Source organism: Hafnia sp. HMSC23F03, assembly GCF_001816025.1.
In the GTDB taxonomy this organism is placed as follows: domain Bacteria; phylum Pseudomonadota; class Gammaproteobacteria; order Enterobacterales; family Enterobacteriaceae; genus Hafnia; species Hafnia paralvei.
This window is the reverse complement of record NZ_KV824188.1, coordinates 138,751-156,177: the sequence shown is the minus strand read 5'-3', so window position 1 is coordinate 156,177 and position 17,427 is coordinate 138,751. Positions and strand designations below refer to the sequence as shown.

The window sequence follows — 17,427 nt, the reverse complement described above, 5'->3', positions numbered from 1 at the left end:
GAACTCGGTATGTGGAATTTCTGGCAGTTTCTTACGAGAGAACTTAGCGCAGCTCCGGGGCGGGGAAACTATACCCTGCGCCTGACGCTTAGCTGTGCCGTGCTGATCACGCTGTTTATGGCTCTGCAGATCCCATTTCTAGCGGTTGCGCTGATTGTGGTGTTTTATGTCAGTCAGCCTAACGTGTTGATGATCAAACTGGTTAGCGTGGTGTTTTTTATTACGGTCAGCGTTGCGCTTGGCGGGGTCATTCTTATCATCAAGTGGACCTATGATTATCCGTTGATCCGCCTAGTGGCCTCGGTTTTTCTATTTTTCTGCTCGATGTACCTGATGCGGATTCTGGGCAAACTTGGGATGGCTTTTTTCGTTATGGGGTTGGTGGTGATCTACGCTCAGACCTTCCCATCGATGACGAGTCAGAGTGAAGTGCTGGTTCGTTTGCTGCTTTGGCTGTGGGTGGCAATTAATACCGCTATTTTGGTGACGCTCTTGGTGAATGCGTGTTTTCTACAGGCGTTTCCAGGCTACCAGTTTAAAAGTCGGCTCGCGCTGATGTTCCGTGAAGCCGGGTCACTGCTAGCGGGGAACCATGCCGATACAAAGCGACCGACGCTAAAAGATATTGCCGATCAGTTTACCCAACTGCAATCACTGTATAAACAGGCAAACCGTTCTAGCTCTGACATTGCGGCAAGGCCGCAGGCATGGCAATCGATGATGGGAGCTGCGGTGCGCTGCTATCATCTTGCGGTCCTTCTTCAGCCAATGAATAGCGCTTCTGAGAACCACGCTCACGCCCAGCAATTGTCTGCGGTACTCGGGGAACTGGCTTTGCATCTAGACGATGGCAAATTGCCTGATATCCAGCCTTTTCCACTCACCGACGATACGGCAAACGGCGCTATTTTGCGGGAAATATCGACTATCGTTGGCAAACTAGCGCGCGGTGAAGAGGTTCCACTTCCGGCGGGAGAAGTCGAGAAAGAACCCTTACTGGCGCCAGATGCATGGAGTAATCCGACCTATTTACATTTTGCACTCAAGACGCTGCTAGCGACTCTCTTGTGCTATGTGTTTTATACGGCCGCTGATTGGCAGGGGATTCATACCATCATGCTAAGCTGCGTTATCGTTGCTCAGCCGGGTTTAGGCGCAACGATGCAAAAAACGTGGCTACGTATCGGCGGTGCGTTAATTGCGACGCTGCTGGCGCTATTGTTACTCGTATTTATACAGCCCTATACGGATTCGATTATCGGCCTATTGGCGATGAGCCTGCCAGTGATGGCGCTTTCTGCTTGGATTGCTGCAGGTTCGGATCGTATCGCCTATGCAGGGATCCAAATCGGTTTTACCTTTTCACTGGCGTTCCTGAACTGGTTTGGCCCGCTGACTAATTTAACCGAACTACGCGATAGGGTGATTGGTATCCTGCTTGGTGTACTGGTCTCGTCAATTGTTCATCTCTATCTGTGGCCTGAGAGTGAAGCGCCGAAGCTCAAATCGAGTTTGGCTCGCCTTTATAATCAGGCTGCGAAGTATCTGGCGGCTAGGGGCGAGGAGGTCAAAATCCTTCCTCTATTTCATGCGTTGGCAACGACGGAGTCGCTTATCAATCGTGTTGCGGCCGAGCCAATAAATACCTATGCCTATCCGTATCCAGAAGTTAGACGGTGGCCGGTGAAGTCTTGTTTTAATCAGGTGCAAGAAGTGGTGCGTTTAAGTGAGGGCTACCGATTGTATGCTCCGCAGGGGGACGATTTCCTCCAGCGTTGTGCCGCTCGGTTGCAGGACTATGCCAAAAGCATCGAGCAACAGCAGGAAAAAATACCAAGCTCGTTTACGGCGACCGGAAGCGCAGGGAATCCGTTCGGCCCTCCATTGACGGCAGCGCTGGCGATGCTGCCACATTGGCATTCTGCAACTTCCGACATTCAGCAACAGGCAAATCAGCAATGAGAAAAATGGAATCCGCGGCACACTTTTGGCGTTATTCATCGATAGCTTTTGCACTGTTTCTGTTGTCTGGATGCGCTTTGATTCAGGACGACCCGGGTAAAGTGCCGATAGTAAACCCGCAACAGGCACAGCTTTCACAGGTTATTCATTTGGCAAATAGCGACTGGCCAGCGGCTCGATGGTGGGAAGGCTATCATGATGCCCAGCTCAATATGTTGGTGAACCGTGCGTTACAAAATTCACCAACGATGCAGGCGGCGCGACTGAGGATTTCTCAGTCGCAGTCCACCGTTGAGTTAGCCCAGTCGGCGATGGGCGTGCAGGCCACGGCGGTTGCGGCTCAGAATCGGATGCGGGTGACAAATAAAGAGTTTACTTGGCCTTATTCATACTCTCTGCCAATTGATAAGAACGGCCCTTGGTACACATTAAATACGGTTGGGGTGGGTGCGACGCTAAATATTGACCTATGGGGAGCTGACAGGGCAAGGGTGGCTGCGGCTATCGGTGAGAAAAATGCCCGTTTGGCAGAGACTGCGGGTATTGAACTGGATATTGCCAGCAGCGTGGCACAGCTCTACTTTGCTATGCAGAGTACTTACCAGCAAATTGCTTTGCTCAATCAGCTGCAAGACATTGCCAGTCTTTCGGTTCAAGCACACGAACAACGAACCCATCGCGGTTTGGAAGACAGCGTTGCTATTGCTAACGCTCGCTCGGAATTATTGGCTGCTCAGCAACAGGTTATTGCGGCCAACGGGACGCTGACTCAATATCGAGAAACGCTGCGGGCGCTGATGGGGGCCGATGCCCATAGTATGCCTGACATACATCCGGTAGAACTTCCAGCGGTGCAGCAAACGTTGCCAGACTCACTCTCTTTTGAATTACTGGCGCGTCGTCCAGATCTCCAAGCATTGAGCGGTTATGTGACTGCCTCTATGAGTCAGGTTGATGCCGCTAAAGCAGCGTTTTACCCACATTTTGATATTAAAGCATTCTGGGGGTATAACGCGCTTAACGTCGGCGATCTGTTCAAATCTTCATTCCAACAGATTAATTTGCTGCCCGGCTTGTATCTGCCTATCTTTGACGGCGGACGCTTAAATGCCAACTTAAAATCGGTACGTACCGCGAGCAATATTCTGATTAAACAGTACAACCAAGCTGTGCTGGATGCGGTGCGCGATGTGGCAATGAGTTCGAGCCAATTAAACGATCTCAACCAGCAGGTTGCGCTACAGAATCAAAAAGTGACGGAGGCAATGACCGTCACTCAAAGCGCCAGTGCCCATTATCAGCGTGGCCTACTCAGTCGTTATGCGGCGCAAGAAGCGCGTCGTAGCACCATTACTCAGCAACTGCTGTTGCTTGATATGCGAGCACAGCAGCTCAGCACCGATATAACGTTGATTAAAGCCCTCGGTGGCGGATATCGTTGATTGAGCGGTTAGATGGAGAATCCATACCTAAGGTCGTGCTGAAAATATGGATATGGCCTTATTTGTGAGTCACTGCATTTTTGCTTTCAGTTAAAGGGTTCAGCAATGCTGATTTTTAAAGCACTCATCTTATTTAGTCTTACGGCGCTTGCAGAGATCGTCGGGTGCTACCTGCCTTATTTGGTGATCAAACAGAGCAAACCGCTTTGGCTCCTTATTCCTGCGGCGTTCAGCCTTATTATTTTTGCTTGGCTGCTCACGTTACATCCTACGGCAGCGGGACGTACCTATGCGGCATACGGTGGCGTTTATATTGGCGTGGCATTAGTCTGGCTGCGATTTGTTGATGGTGTCGCGCTGACGCGTTGGGATATTACTGGTGCCTGCGTGGCGTTAGTTGGGATGGCAATCATTGTTTTGCAGCCTTCTTAGCTGAATTTGCTTTTCGCCCATTGATAAAGGAACTCCGCCATGTCGAATCATCAGCATGGCGGTGGGTTTTTAGAAGCGAATCTCTCCACCAAAGATATAAGTTCTGCCGCGTGCGGTATTGGCCGCAGTGCTTTCATCACCTTGCATTGGCATCATATTGAGTTTATTTAACGCTTCGGAATAATTTTTGTTCATCAGGTTTTGTACGCTGAATTTAAGCATCAAATTACGATTAAACTCATAGGTGCTGTAGAGATCGATAATCGTTGGAATTTGCGGCATATCTTCTTTCACAATAGCCCCTGTTTTTTCATCGAAATCGAAGTTGGGCGATAGACGACGCGTTTTCCCGGTGTATTTGATCACGCTACCGACGGTTAAAGACTGGTCGAAGAAACGTAATCCGGTGTCGAGCGTCATATATTTTCGTGGCAACTCGGTAATATCCCCCGCACCAAAATAGGTACTGGCAATGGACGTTGGCTGGTCGGTGTGTTGCTGGCTGTATGCTAAACGAGCAAAAGCATATCCCGCATCGTAGTCCATCTCTAATTCAAAACCTTGGGCGCGTACCAGAGAGTCTGAGTTAACGTAAATGTACATGTTATCGCTATAGTCGCTAACGTCTTCCCAGTCGTTGGCGTTCACTTCCGTCATATTACATTTACGCCCATTCGTGCAGACTAAATAAGACTCGCTGAAAATGTAGTTCTTGATTTTACTGCGATATACCAATGCTTTTAGCCGTAGCGAATCTTCCTTCAGCAATAGGTCTTGGGTATTGATATTAAAACCGGCCTGATAGGTTTCTGCTCGCTCTGGTTTTAAAAACGGATTCATGGATGCGCCGCCGGAATTGGAGAAAAACATCTCTTGGATATTTGGGGCACGCATCGATTTGCTATAGCTCACGAACGGCTGTAACCAAGGCGTGACCTGAGCTGAAAGCATCACTGACGGGTTGAAGCCGCTCTCTTTTTCGTCGACGTTGTATTCACCCTGAGGTACACAGGTCACGCGTGGGTCGCAGGCCGGTTTGAAACCGCTGATCTTATTCTGGGTGTAGTTAAGATTTAAATTAGCCTGATAGATGCCGCGCGTGATTTCTAGTCCGGTATATAGCGCTGAAATATCTTGATTGCCGGAAGGGGCAAACGGATTGTTTTCTATGGACTCTTGTGACGACTGGGGATCGCCTGCGTTTGATTTAATCAACTTATCATAGCGGGTACGCATCAGTTTTCCGCCTAGGCTAAAGGCGAGATCGTTATTACCTAGCGTGAAACGGCTGGTGTTATTGATGTCTAGTGCATTGGAGCGGTTACGTGCCGAGGTACTGTAAAATGTATAAAGCGAACCATCTTGGTATTGCTGTTCGCTGCGGCTGGTACTGGCAGTAACATTTAAATCAATTAATTCAGAGAACGGTGAATAGTGATATTTAATATAGTAATCATCGCTGGTGATATCACGACGTGAAAACTTATTCTGATAGGTACGAGCAGAAAGTTCGAAGCTATTAAACTCGTTAGGCTTAATATCAACTTTATATAACTGGGATTTAGGGTTTTGTTTCATGAATTTGTCGTAGCCAAATTCTTCACTATTAATTCCATCACCGTTATCAAAGTTGGAATAGACCGAGCTTCCGCTGATCGCTGCCATTGCACCAAAGCTTCCGGTATCAGTAAAGGCATTGGTTTTGCCTGCGGCGGCAATCATGCCGCTGCGACCAATGCCGTTACTGCCTACAGAGAATCGTGAGCGAACGCCAAAAGGATTACCGGCAAAGACGACATCATCGACGCCGATGGTACGCAGGTTTGCGCTTCCTGCTAACGCATTGACGCCAGAAGAACCACTGCTATCTCCGCGTGTAACGTCAACACCCACCAAGAAATTGGGGTCAATGAGTACGCCAGCCATACTGTTGGTTGAGCCATGTATGGCGGTACCCGAGGTTGAGGTGCCGTAGAAGCTCTGTGTAATGCCATCGACCATGGTATTCACTCGGCCAAATCCGCTCATGCCGCGGATATTTACGCTCACCGAACCCTGACCCGGATCGATCTGGGTATAGGTGCCGGGCATACTGCGCAGCGTGGAGTCTAATGACTCCAGATTTTTGTCCGTGGCTCGTGAGCTGGTGGCTCCGGGTTTATCGAGAGCTTCTTGCTCACTGGTCATTTTCCCCGCGGAAACATTGAGTGGGGAAAATACCGCTGAGCCTTTTTTATCTCCGCTGGTTTCTTCGCTGGTTGATTGTGCGTATGCGCCTGCGCTGAGCAATAGTATGCCCGAGCCGATCAAGCCGGCTATTTTATTAAGTTTCATAAACACCCTTAGAAGTATCACAATGTACAAATCAATTTATTTTTATTTTGTGCAGCTACTGCTGCCGATCCGCGGCCAAAATAAAGCTGTATTCCAGCGCGGTATTTTCCAAACGTTTAAGCCGTCCTGATTTTCCTCCGTGGCCAGCTTGCATATCTGTTAACAGCAATATTTTTCCTGAACCCAATTGATTAGCGCGCAGCTTGGCGACCCATTTAGCGGGCTCCCAATATTGCACTTGTGAATCATGTAAACCGGTAGTCACTAACAGGTTTGGATAATGCATAGGTTTAACGTTGTCGTAGGGGCTGTAGGATTTCATTCGCTGGTAGTCAGCCAGAAGGTGTGGGTTTCCCCACTCTTCATATTCACCTAGCGTCAGTGGCAATGTGTCATCCAGCATGGTGGTAACCACATCGACAAAAGGCACTTGGGCAACCACGGCGTTAAACAGCTCGGGGTGTTGATTCATCACCGCGCCAACGAGTAGTCCTCCCGCGCTGCCGCCCATGGCGTATAGACGACCGGGCTGACCAAAACCTCGGGCGACCAAGCCTTGGGTCGCATCGATAAAGTCGTTGAAACTATTTGGCTTATGCGCCAGCTTTCCTTGTTGGTACCACTGTTGTCCCAACTCCCCGCCACCGCGTACGTGCACCATGGCGAACACAAAACCGCGGTCTAACAGGCTGAGGCGATTAGCGCTAAAAGCGGGATCCATGCTCATGCCATAGGCACCATAGCCATATACCAACAGTGGGCTTTGTTTTGCTTTAAACATTTTCTGGTTATAAACCAATGACACTGGCACTTTGACGCCGTCGCGTGCGGTGATCCAGAGGCGCTCGCTGTGATAATCCGCCGGATGACTATTTTTAACTTCCTGACGTTTGAGTAGCGTCCGTTGCCCACTGTTCAAATCCCATGCATAGGTGCTGGTTGGCGTGGTCATGGATGAGTAGCCGTAACGCAAATGATGGGTTTGCGGATCGGGGTTGTAGCCTAACCAAGCCATGTAACTGGCGTCGTCGAAATCCAGCGTTTGCTCGGCGTGGGTTTTCCAATTGATCTTACGAATCTGGCTCAACCCATCACGGCGTTCAACAACCACCAGCCAGTGCTGAAACAGGGCAAAACCTTCGACCATGTTATCGTTATGAGGCGCCACGAGTGGCTGCCACACCTCGTGATTGTTCTTGGCCTGATACAAGCCAAAATTGGCATTTTCATGATTGGAACGCAGATAAAACGTGGAGTTAAAGTGATTGAGGTAATACTCCACGCCTTGGCGACGAGCGGCAAACAGCACGGGCTGTGCGTCTGGATTATCGGCATCCAACAGATGTACTTCCGACGTTGTGTTGGAGCCGACCGTTATCGCTAAATAGCGATCTGAAGCTAGGCGCGACAGGGTGAGGTAAAACGCACCGTCATTTTCCTGATAGATCAAACGATCTTGCGCCAAAGGCGTTCCTATCCGATGTCGATACACCTGATAGGGCATTAGCGTTTGCGGATGATTGCGTACATAAAATAGCGTGCTGCCGTCATTGGACCACAGCATATTGCCGGACGTATTTTCAATGACATCGGGTAGCCACGCTCCGTTGTGCAGATTTCGCAGCGACAGGCGGTATTGGCGTCGCCCCTGAAAATCCTCGGCAACAGCCATCATGTGATTATCTTGGCTAATGGTTATGCCACCCAAACGGTAATAAGCATGCCCCGCAGCACGCTGATTACCATCCAGCAACGTTTGCCAAATCAGCTTGCCGCTTAGGGGTTGGCGCTGGGTAAGCGCAAAATCTTTTCCGGCCAGATAGACATCCTGATAGCGATAGCCATTGCGTTGATAGGGAACGGAACTATCTTCAGGCTTCATGCGCGAAACCATTTCCTGATACAGCGTTTCTCGCAGCGCTTGATAAGGCCGTAGGACGGCATCGGCATACTGATTTTCAGCCAGTAAATAGCGCAGAACTTTTGGCTCGCTACGGCTGTCATCGCGCAACCAAAAATAGTTATCTATGCGTCGGTCATTGTGTTCGGTAAGCACCTTCGGCACGACAGCGGCCACAGGCGGTTGAGGTTCGGCGGCGGCCTGCCAAGACAATATCGTTGCTAGCAGGGCTAGCAAAATGTGATGCCATGATCTGAACATGGTTGATCCTTTTGGTTCTACGGGCGAAAGGGGGCCCTGCCGGAGTATTTCCAGCATCGAAAATGGAATAGGTTTTTGGCCGTGTGAGCAGCGCTAACTCATGGTTGTCTGAGCTCGTTTAAGTCGAAATTGATTGGCATTGTTACGCTATATCGCCCATCGCTTAATATCTCAGCCGGAGGCTTAGGCAGCGGTTGAGCACGCTCCAATACGGCTAGTGCTTCGCGATCTAACGAAATCGTCCCCGATGACGTATGGAGCTGATTACCTTGCACTCGCCCCGAGGCATTGACGGTAAACGTCACTATGGCTTGCCCGGTTCTAGCGCGACGGCGTGCATCCGTGGGATATTTTTTATAGCGATTCAGATGGCCTTTGACCAAGCTTTCCCATGTCACTTTTTCGCTGTTATGGCTGCTAGCGTCGCTATTAAAGGGGGCTGCGATGCGTGACGATGGCGTGTTTGCCTGTGGCGCGGCATTGCTTGCCACCGCAGCCTGACTCGCGTCGCTGGTTTGGTCTTTTATCTTGCGCACCGGGCGTGGTTTTTTCTTCTCACCCTCAGTCGATTTCTTCTGCTTAGCCACTTCAATTTTGGCATCTGTAGCCAAAGCAAGCTTCGGCTGCGCCTTATCTTCTGCCTGCTGTTTCTCTTCGGCTGCCGCAGATTGCTGTTGCTGAGCGATACCGATAGGAAGCGGAAGTGGAGAGGCTGGCGCTTCAATGGCCTCTGACCACTGCAACATCACTGCCGGAGGTGGCTGATACGGCTGATAGGCATCGGCATTTCGCCACACCAGTGCCAGCAAAATCAGACCGTGTAGGGTCAGTGTAAAAACAAACCAGCGACCCCATTTAGGTTGCGTACTGTAGAGAATATCCATCATAACCCCGCGAGTGAGTCAGCCTCTGGTAGCGGTACGTACCAAACGTAGTCGGCCTGTTCGAAGGTGATATTCATCCCTGTTTCTGCCAGCATCAAAACGACCGGGCGTGATGCAGGGGCTAAATCTTGCATGTGCAAAGGAACTCCCATCTGTTTTGCCGCATGATAACCACCGGCGATCAGCAGGGCGGGAGTCGGTGCCGCCAGCAACTGTTGTGCCATAAAACGGTCGCGCTGCTGTTGAATCGCTAACATGGCGTTGAGCTGTGTCTGATCGATTTTTCCATCATGCATGTTGGTGATGGTTTCTCGTATAGCGTTTTGGACGTCAGGCGCGGTCGAGATTTTTCCAACGGGAATGCGTGGGTTTTTGTATAAATCCTGCACCCGATCACGATTGATATTGGCGACCAAAAGCGGGTAGGGCGCGCGTAAGGCTTGCATGACAACACCGTGATACATCTCCCACGGCCAGCCTTGTTCCCAACTGAGTAAGTGCTGAATACGTCCTTCGCGTACCATGGGATCGTCTTTTAGCCATTGCTTTAGCTGATCCACGCGCGGCTGTTGATTAGCCGTCAGCATTTCTAGGAGCACACTACCCTGTGGGCGCTGTTGGGGCAGGTTTTTAATCAGCCACATTTCAATCAGGTGGTGTTTCTCATTATCGTGTTTCTCACCCACGATGAGCCGCGGTGCGGTTGCTAACTGCGTGAGCAGTTGTTGGCTAGTGAGGCTATCTCCACTGCGTAAATCGATGATTTTGCCCGTGGTTTCAATCTCTTTCAGCGCCGATGGGCGTGAGGGACGTGTCAATGTTGGTTGGCTGCATGCACTGAGTGCTAATGTGGCTAATATAATCAAAGACTTAAGGCTAAATTTTGTGCTCATTTTTTTGCCTAATGCGGCGAGTCATCACCGCGATTCTTGATAATTAAACGAAAATTAGGATGTTGCAGATTCCAGACTAACCAACCCTACCTTGAGATAGCCCGCGTTACGCAGCGCATCCATGACAGACATCAGAGTGGCGTAGTCCACTGCCTGATCGGCCTGTAGGAAGATCGTGGTGTCTTTATCCGCCTTTGTCTGCTCATCGAGCTGCGCGCTGAGGTGATCGCTGGTGGTCAGCGTGTCACCAAGATAGAGCTGCTTATCGGCTTTAATCGTTAGGTATACCGGTTTATCTGGGCGTGGCTGCGGCTGAGCCGAAGAGGCCGGTAAATTAACGCGGATGTCCACGGTGGCCAGAGGTGCCGCCACCATAAAAATAATCAGTAGAACCAGCATCACATCGATGAAAGGTGTGACGTTGATATCGTGGAGTTCTGCGTTATCGTCGGCGCCGCCGTTGGCATAATCATTGATTTGCAGTGCCATAGGTTTTTACCCTTGATGCTGGTTGGCGGCGTTCAAATCCAGATCGCGGCTTAGCAGCAAGAGCACTTGCGCAGCGGCGTCTCCCACCTGTGCTCGGTGTTCGCCGATCAGACGGTTGAACAGGTTATAAATGACCACGGCAGGAATGGCGGCAATTAGACCCATTGCGGTGGCGAGCAATGCCTCGGCAATACCTGGGGCAACTACGGCTAGATTGGTTGTTTGTGAATGGGCAATACCGATAAAGCTATTCATAATGCCCCAAACGGTGCCAAAGAGACCGATAAACGGAGCAACGGCACCGATGGTGGCTAAATAGCCGTTGCCTTTCGCGAGAGAACGTCCATACGCCGCCACTCGGCGATCGAGGCGGAAATTAGCGCGGTCTTTAATTCCGTTGAGATCCTGCACCTGTGCTGAGAGCTGCTTTTCATCCTGTGCATCGTTCAGTAGAGCGGCACTGATGCTGTCTTTCTCGAAGGATTGGGATAACTCACAGGCGGTAGCTAATGAAAGTGAGGGAAATAACAGGCGATATTCTTGCTGTAATTTGCGCTTGGCACGTAGTAAGGCGATGCCTTTGGCAAATAGGATCGTCCAAGTAATGACGGATATCACCAATAAGCCAATCATGACACTTTTCACTACAATGTCAGCCTGTTGATACATGCCGAAAATAGAAAGATCCAGCGATGAAATTTCCCCCGTTGAAACGTTGGGGGGCATGTTTTCAGCTGTATTAATAACTGTATCTGCATATGCAAATCCGGCCGTTCCCGCACTCAATAAAATAGTTCCGGCGAGTTTTCGCATTGCGCTTAGTTTGCTGTAAAAAGGATGTACCTGTGCCATAAAGTTTTCCGCAAATGCTATGCGGAGCCTCCGTTTTATTTTTTTCATTGGATTGAACTGCATTTGTTGCGGACAGAATGCTAGCAAAGAATGAGATCAAATGATACTCATTATCATTCTCATTTAATTAGTAAGGTAATGATTTTGTAAGTTAGGAATTTATTTAGGTTAATTCATTCACATAGGTGTACTGATGTTAGTGGTGGCCATTTAAGTAAGAGATGAATAATAACCATAATGATGGTGTTGGATTTATGGAGGAGAATGCGTGAGAATGGAGGATTGTTGTAGCGGGGCATAACGTATATAACTATTTATTTATCAAGAAAAAATTGGCTATAAAGCAAAAGTCACTCTTCATTGAACACAGGGCGGAAAGCATGGACAGCACGAGAACCAAGGCAAATTTGTGTGGGATTTTGGCCATTTTGCTCTGGAGTACTATCGTCGGTTTGATCCGTAACGTTAGTGAAGGTGTGGGAGCCGTAGCGGGGGCTGCCCTGATTTATACCGCAGGCTCGGTGTTCCTTTTTCTTCTTCTGGGATCACCCAAACTACGAGCGTTCAAACCCGCCTATTTGTTTGCCGGTGGCGCCCTATTTGCCAGCTATGAAATATGTCTATCACTGGCTCTTGGCTATGCCACGACGCGAGCCCAATCTATTGAAGTTTCTGTCATTAACTATTTATGGCCGAGTTTTACCGTATTGCTTTCTTTCTTATGCAATGGGGGAAAGTTAAAACTTAGCCTATTGCTCGGGGTGCTACTTTCACTTTTAGGCGTGACGGTTGTGATCAGCGGCGGTTCGCTCACTTCACTTTCCGGTATGGCTGACAATATTATTGCTCATCCCGTCAGCTATATATTGGCGTTTGTTGGCGCTATTCTTTGGGCGGTATATTGTGTCGTGACGAATAAATATGCCAATGGTCAGAATGGCGCGGCGTTATTTTTTGCCCTAACGGCACTATGTTTGTGGATCAAGTGGTTATTAGGTGGTGCGCAGAGCTTTACTATTTCTTTGCACAGCGCGTTTTATATCGCGATGGCAGGGGCCGCAATGGGGTTTGGTTATGCCGCATGGAATATCGGCATGATTAAAGGGGATATTAATCTATTAGCGACGCTGTCTTATTTCACACCTATTCTTTCTGCGTTATTTGCTTCGTTGATTTTATCCTCGTTGCTGCCTACAACGTTTTGGCTCGGTGTATGTGCAGTAACGGCAGGGGCGCTTATTTGTTGGTTATCGACCAAAAAAAGAAAAGCGCAGTAGCTTGCACTCTGCGCTTGTCTTATTGGCGATGATTTACACCGCGACCGCTTCTAACATGACCGGATGAAAGTGGCGCTTAAAGTAAATAAGCCCGTGGCCAGCTTCGCTGAGGGTAATTTGTTTAATTTGCACCAGATACACCAGATGAGTGCCGATGGTTTGTACCTGCTCGATTTCCCCTTCCAAGCTGGCTAATGTGCCACGCAGCATCGGTTGACCCAGAACGCCTTTAGTCCATATGTCCCAGCTAAAACGCTCTTCCATACTGGTTCCCGTCATGCCGGCAAAATGGCGCGCCATCAGTTCCTGTTCATGGTTAAGGACGTTAACGCACAGCTTACCGTTTTCTTGAAATACAGGGTTCATCGCGCTGTTGCTATTGATACAAACCATCAGCGACGGTGGCGTATCGGTTACCGAGCAGACGGCGGTTGCGGTGATACCACAGCGGCCAGCAGGGCCATCGGTGGTAACGATATTGACGGCAGCCGACAGGCTGGACATCGCATCGCGAAAACGCAGACGGTGTTCATTTTCTAAAGACATACAGGCCTCCCGCTACTGAACTATTTCAGCAGCTTGTCTAACATATTAATGTCGTTATTGTTGTGCAGGTGTGGAACTGTCCAGCCGTGCTGGTCGTATTCAGACAGGCAGCGATCGACCATGGCCATCATGCGATCCATGTTGCCGGAGGATTGCGCCTGACGCAGGCATTGCAGACGGATTTCGTCTTGGCTGCCGGAGTAGTTGATTTCGTATAGCTCATGACGGCCACCAAATTCACTGCCGATGGCATCCCACATCAGTTTTAAAATCTTGATGCGTTCGACGTGATCCATACCGTTTGAGCCGCGAACATAGCGAGCAAGGTATTTGTCAATTTCGGGGTTATTCAAATCACGGGCACTAGAGGGCAGATATATCAGGCCACTGGTGACGTTGCGCTCAATAATATTTTTGATCTTGGCATAAGCCATCGGTGCCATCACGCGGTAGGTTTGCAGAGCAGCATGATCTGGCAGATAGGCTCCGTTAACCCATGGTGTCGCTTCGGAGCACATCGAATCACTCAGTGCCCAGAACATATTACGCCATGCGACCACTTCACCCAGATCGGCCTGCACGCCACGGAATTCGGAGGTTCCGGTACATTCCAAGCTTTTCTTCAGCAATGCCGTAATGAAATCAAGTTTAACCGCTAAACGCACGCAGGCCTGTAACGGGTACATACGGGCGAATCCGCCTTCCATTGTCCAGCGTCGGCAACGGTCGAAATCACGATAAATCAGCACGTTTTCCCATGGGATAAGCACTTTATCCATGACTAAAATCGCATCATTTTCATCAAAACGACTGGATAGCGGGTAGTCATACGGCGAGCCGGTTGCGCCCGCGACCATTTCATATGATGCACGAGAGATAAGTTTGACTCCGTCGGCGTCCATTGGGGCGACGAACATCAGCGCGAAGTCGGGATTTTCCCCCATCACCTGTGCCGAACCGAAACCAATCATGTTGTAGTGGGTCAGCGCTGAGTTGGTTGCAACCACTTTAGCACCGCTAACGATAATGCCTGCGTCGGTCTCTTTTTCCAGCTTGATATAAACATCTTTCACTTCATCAGCAGGCTTATGGCGATCAATCGGTGGATTAACGATGGCATGGTTGAAATAAAGACCGGTTTCTTGAATGCGCTTATACCAGTTGCGGGCGTTGTCCTCGAACTGACCATAAAACGCCGGATTTGCACCTAGGGCGCTGCCGAACGCGGCCTTGTAATCAGGCGTACGACCCATCCAGCCATAGCTCAAACGCGACCATTCGGCGATGGCATCGCGCTGTTGACGTAAGTCATCGCTGCTTTTGGCGAAACGGAAGAACTTATGGGTATAACCGCCGCTGCCGGTATCCGTGCCCCAGCAGAGTTTGTCCTGCATTTCAGGCTTATGCAGCGCATCGTAAAGCTGGCCTACCGAGGCGGCGGCGTTGCGAAAAGCTGGGTGAGTGGTGACATCTTTTACGCGTTCGCCGTAGATATAGATCTCGCGACCATCTTGCAGGCTTTTCAGGTACTCTTCACCGGTTAACGGGCGCTTGTTGTCGGCACGAAAATCTTCTGGTTTCATGTTTACCTCGGAGTAAGGGCAGAGAACGATGGCAGCCCTGTATTAGGCATTCTATCGTTGTTTGTTAATTTATTGTTTTGTTTTTGTTTCTTAATTGAAGCGTTTATATCAGCTTTCGGGAAGATACTTTTGAGGTAATTGCTGGTACTTTTCGGACGAGGAACTGGGTTTGTCTGAAGAATGTGATCCAGCACAAATTTTGAGCTGGATCAGTGGGAGACGGCAATCTGCTCAGCGCGATAGGCACTCGGTGAACTACCGACTAACCGATTAAAAAATCGGGCAAAATAGGCCGGATCTTTAAATCCGAGCTGATAGGCAATTTCGCTGACCGCGTAGTCACTGAACAACAGCAGGCGTTTGGCCTCGCGCAGTTGTCGATCGAAAATAAGGCGCTTGGGGGGACGATTGGCAAAACGTCGACACATATCGGTGAGTCGCGATTCGGTTACGCCGAGCTTGTTGGCATATTCTGGCACTGACCAGTGCAGTCTAAAGTTGTCGTCAATGAGCTGATTAAAACGCTGAAAAATGCGCATTTCTCCACGCATTCCGCATGATGCCTGCTCATCCAGAGGTACGTTCCTGAGCAAAAGGGTAAAAACGGCTTGGGCTAAAAGTACCAGCGTATGTTCACGCCCACCTAAATCGTTGACCGATTCACGCGCAATCAAGGTCCAGTAGTGTTCAAGTGCCGCCAGCTCCTGTGGTTTGTCAGACAGCGAAAGGCAAATACCAGGCAGATCGAAAGCATCACGCTTACCGGGATAGAGTACTTCCAGCAGCGGCCAGATTAATTCTTGCCGTACCGTGAGTACGTGACCATCGCTGTCTGGCTCAGTGAAGAACGCATGCGGCACTGAAGGCGGCGTGAGCACAAATAGCGGAGCCTGTACCGAATAGCGGTGATCGTCTAGCTGTAGCTCGATTTGGCCTGTATTCAGAAAGTGCATCTGAAAGAAGCTGTCGTGACGGTGTGGCTTCATATCACGACCAAAAAATGCCGCCATTCGGGCAAAAGACTGATAATGAACGTCGTCTGAGCCCTGTGTTTCGTCATAGTCTTTGCTGATATCGATATTGGTAATTTGGCTCATGGATTTCTCCTTTTACTCTTTGGTTTTTGCTCCCCCAACGCCTCAAGAACGCCTCTCATTAGGGGAGCAACTGAAACCTACGGCGTCGCTCTTGGCCGTGATCCTTTCATTGGGATCAGCCAGATAATAATGGCGCCGATCACGAGCAGCCCTGCGACAAAATAGAGTCCTGAATTAAAGTTTCCGGTTTGATCTTTCAGCCAACCAATCAGCAATGGGCTCACGGCTGAGCCAACGTTGCCCGTGGCGTTAATCACGGCGATCCCCACGGCGCGGGCGCGGAAGCTGATCGATTGATCGGGCGTGGTCCAGAAGATCGCCATGGCGCTAAAAGAGCCGGTAGACGCCATCACGATCCCCAGTAGTTGGATCATGCTGTGATCGGTGGCAGACGCGAGCAACCAGCCTACGGCAGCAAACAGGAACGGAAGCGCGGTATGGTGCTTGCGCTCCTGCATGCGGTCTGAGTGTTTGCTCCACCAAATCATTCCGGCGATGGTGCAAAACTGTGGGATGGCTGCCAGCAGACCAATCGTGATATTGCTACTGGATTGGTTAAAGCTCTGCATGATCTGGGGTGTCCAAATGCTGATAGCGCTCAGCGTATTGGTGAGGCAGAAATAAGCCAGCGTATACATCAGGACGATAGGGGTAAAAACTTCGCGCCACATGCTGGGCTGCTGCAACGCGCTATGGCTACGGGCTCCTTCTGGCTGTACTAACTGGAGATTATCGCTGTCCATCATTTCTTGTAGACAGTCTTTATCTTCTTTGCTTAGCCACTTCGCTTTAGACGGCTTGTCATCCAGATAGAACCAAACGACGATACCGAGCAAAACGGAGGGAAAACCTTCCAATAAGAATAGCCACTGCCAGCCTTTTAAGCTCATGATGCCGTCGAGCGATAAAATATAGCCGGAAACCAGTGAGCCGAGCGCGGTGGTGACAGGCATAGCAATCATAAATAATGCGTTAGCGCGTGCGCGAAAATAGGCAGGGAACCAGTAGGTGAGATACACCAGCACGCCAGGTAAAAAGCCCGCTTCGGTGATCCCCACGATCATGCGCAGAACATACAAACTGTGAGGGCCGGTAGCAAACATGGTTGCGGTAGAGGCGATCCCCCATAGCACCATAATCGTGGCTATCCAGCGCCGTGCGCCGACGATGCCCAGCATGATATTGCTAGGAATACCGAAAATCACGTAGGTGGCGTAAAACAGGGTGGTTGCCAGCCCGAACATGGTGGAGCTTAGTCCGAGATCTTTCCCCATCGTCAAACCGGCGAAGCCGATATTGATTCGGTCGAGGAATGAAAATACAAACAACACGAATAAAAATACGATCAGGCGGCGAAACAGTTTATTGATAACGCTTTGCTGCTGTGCGGTCAGGTTTTTATGCCGATGAGCTGGGTTGGCCTCATGGGTTACCGCTGATGATGAATCGCTCATTTGTCTTTCCTCTCAGAATGA

Annotated in this window: 14 protein-coding genes; 4 read left to right on the top strand and 10 right to left on the bottom strand. The window is 49.8% G+C overall.

Going from position 1 to position 17,427, the window contains the following annotated elements; all coding sequences use genetic code 11:
* Positions 1 to 9: 9 nt before the first annotated feature.
* The 3 genes from HMPREF3091_RS01835 (at position 10) to HMPREF3091_RS01825 (ending at position 3,836) form a co-directional block, all read left to right on the top strand.
* Entirely contained in the window at positions 10 to 1,962 is a 1,953-nt protein-coding gene (locus tag HMPREF3091_RS01835; RefSeq protein ID WP_070713703.1) for an FUSC family protein, read from the top strand.
* 5 nt (positions 1,963 to 1,967) lie between these two features.
* Positions 1,968 to 3,404, top strand: a complete 1,437-nt coding sequence (locus tag HMPREF3091_RS01830; RefSeq protein ID WP_168168166.1) for an MdtP family multidrug efflux transporter outer membrane subunit — start codon at positions 1,968 to 1,970, stop codon at positions 3,402 to 3,404.
* Positions 3,405 to 3,509: 105 nt separating this feature from the next.
* Entirely contained in the window at positions 3,510 to 3,836 is a 327-nt protein-coding gene (locus HMPREF3091_RS01825) for a YnfA family protein (RefSeq protein WP_064573067.1), read from the top strand.
* A 69-nt stretch (positions 3,837 to 3,905) separates the two neighbouring features.
* Here the strand turns inward: HMPREF3091_RS01825 and HMPREF3091_RS01820 are convergent, their stop codons facing one another.
* The 6 genes from HMPREF3091_RS01820 to exbB form a co-directional block, all read right to left on the bottom strand.
* Positions 3,906 to 6,170 (bottom strand): TonB-dependent receptor domain-containing protein, encoded by a 2,265-nt coding sequence (locus HMPREF3091_RS01820; protein WP_004095466.1) that lies wholly within the window; start codon positions 6,168 to 6,170, stop codon positions 3,906 to 3,908.
* A gap of 55 nt (positions 6,171 to 6,225) precedes the next feature.
* The gene (locus HMPREF3091_RS01815) at positions 6,226 to 8,331 is read right to left on the bottom strand and encodes a S9 family peptidase (RefSeq protein WP_139146183.1); all 2,106 of its coding nucleotides are present in this window, start codon (positions 8,329 to 8,331) and stop codon (positions 6,226 to 6,228) included.
* 98 nt (positions 8,332 to 8,429) lie between these two features.
* Entirely contained in the window at positions 8,430 to 9,218 is a 789-nt protein-coding gene (locus HMPREF3091_RS01810; RefSeq protein WP_070713696.1) for a TonB family protein, read from the bottom strand.
* Positions 9,215 to 10,108: a ChaN family lipoprotein gene (locus tag HMPREF3091_RS01805; RefSeq protein WP_070713691.1), complete on the bottom strand. Its 894-nt coding sequence runs from the start codon at positions 10,106 to 10,108 to the stop codon at positions 9,215 to 9,217. Before HMPREF3091_RS01805 ends, HMPREF3091_RS01810 begins: the two co-directional genes overlap by 4 nt.
* Before the next feature lie 54 nt (positions 10,109 to 10,162).
* Positions 10,163 to 10,597 (bottom strand): TonB system transport protein ExbD, encoded by a 435-nt coding sequence (gene exbD / locus HMPREF3091_RS01800; RefSeq protein ID WP_070713688.1) that lies wholly within the window; start codon positions 10,595 to 10,597, stop codon positions 10,163 to 10,165.
* A 6-nt stretch (positions 10,598 to 10,603) separates the two neighbouring features.
* Positions 10,604 to 11,449 carry a tonB-system energizer ExbB gene (gene exbB, locus HMPREF3091_RS01795; protein WP_139146182.1) on the bottom strand — a complete coding sequence of 282 codons (846 nt, stop codon included), beginning with the start codon at positions 11,447 to 11,449 and terminating at the stop codon, positions 10,604 to 10,606.
* A gap of 380 nt (positions 11,450 to 11,829) precedes the next feature.
* On the opposite strand from exbB, the gene yddG reads away from it, so the two are divergent.
* The gene (yddG, locus tag HMPREF3091_RS01790) at positions 11,830 to 12,726 is read left to right on the top strand and encodes an aromatic amino acid DMT transporter YddG (RefSeq protein ID WP_035503954.1); all 897 of its coding nucleotides are present in this window, start codon (positions 11,830 to 11,832) and stop codon (positions 12,724 to 12,726) included.
* A gap of 33 nt (positions 12,727 to 12,759) precedes the next feature.
* Here yddG and HMPREF3091_RS01785 read toward each other — a convergent pair whose 3' ends face one another.
* The 4 genes from HMPREF3091_RS01785 to hpaX form a co-directional block, all read right to left on the bottom strand.
* On the bottom strand, positions 12,760 to 13,272 hold the full coding sequence (locus tag HMPREF3091_RS01785; protein ID WP_004095473.1) for a 4-hydroxyphenylacetate 3-monooxygenase reductase subunit: 513 nt from the start codon (positions 13,270 to 13,272) through the stop codon (positions 12,760 to 12,762).
* A 20-nt stretch (positions 13,273 to 13,292) separates the two neighbouring features.
* Positions 13,293 to 14,855, bottom strand: coding sequence for a 4-hydroxyphenylacetate 3-monooxygenase, oxygenase component (gene hpaB / locus HMPREF3091_RS01780; protein WP_004095476.1), 1,563 nt, complete (start codon positions 14,853 to 14,855; stop codon positions 13,293 to 13,295).
* A 209-nt stretch (positions 14,856 to 15,064) separates the two neighbouring features.
* On the bottom strand, positions 15,065 to 15,952 hold the full coding sequence (gene hpaA / locus HMPREF3091_RS01775) for a 4-hydroxyphenylacetate catabolism regulatory protein HpaA (RefSeq protein WP_004095477.1): 888 nt from the start codon (positions 15,950 to 15,952) through the stop codon (positions 15,065 to 15,067).
* A gap of 77 nt (positions 15,953 to 16,029) precedes the next feature.
* The gene (gene hpaX, locus HMPREF3091_RS01770; RefSeq protein ID WP_004095486.1) at positions 16,030 to 17,406 is read right to left on the bottom strand and encodes a 4-hydroxyphenylacetate permease; all 1,377 of its coding nucleotides are present in this window, start codon (positions 17,404 to 17,406) and stop codon (positions 16,030 to 16,032) included.
* Between the last annotated feature and the right edge of the window lie 21 nt (positions 17,407 to 17,427).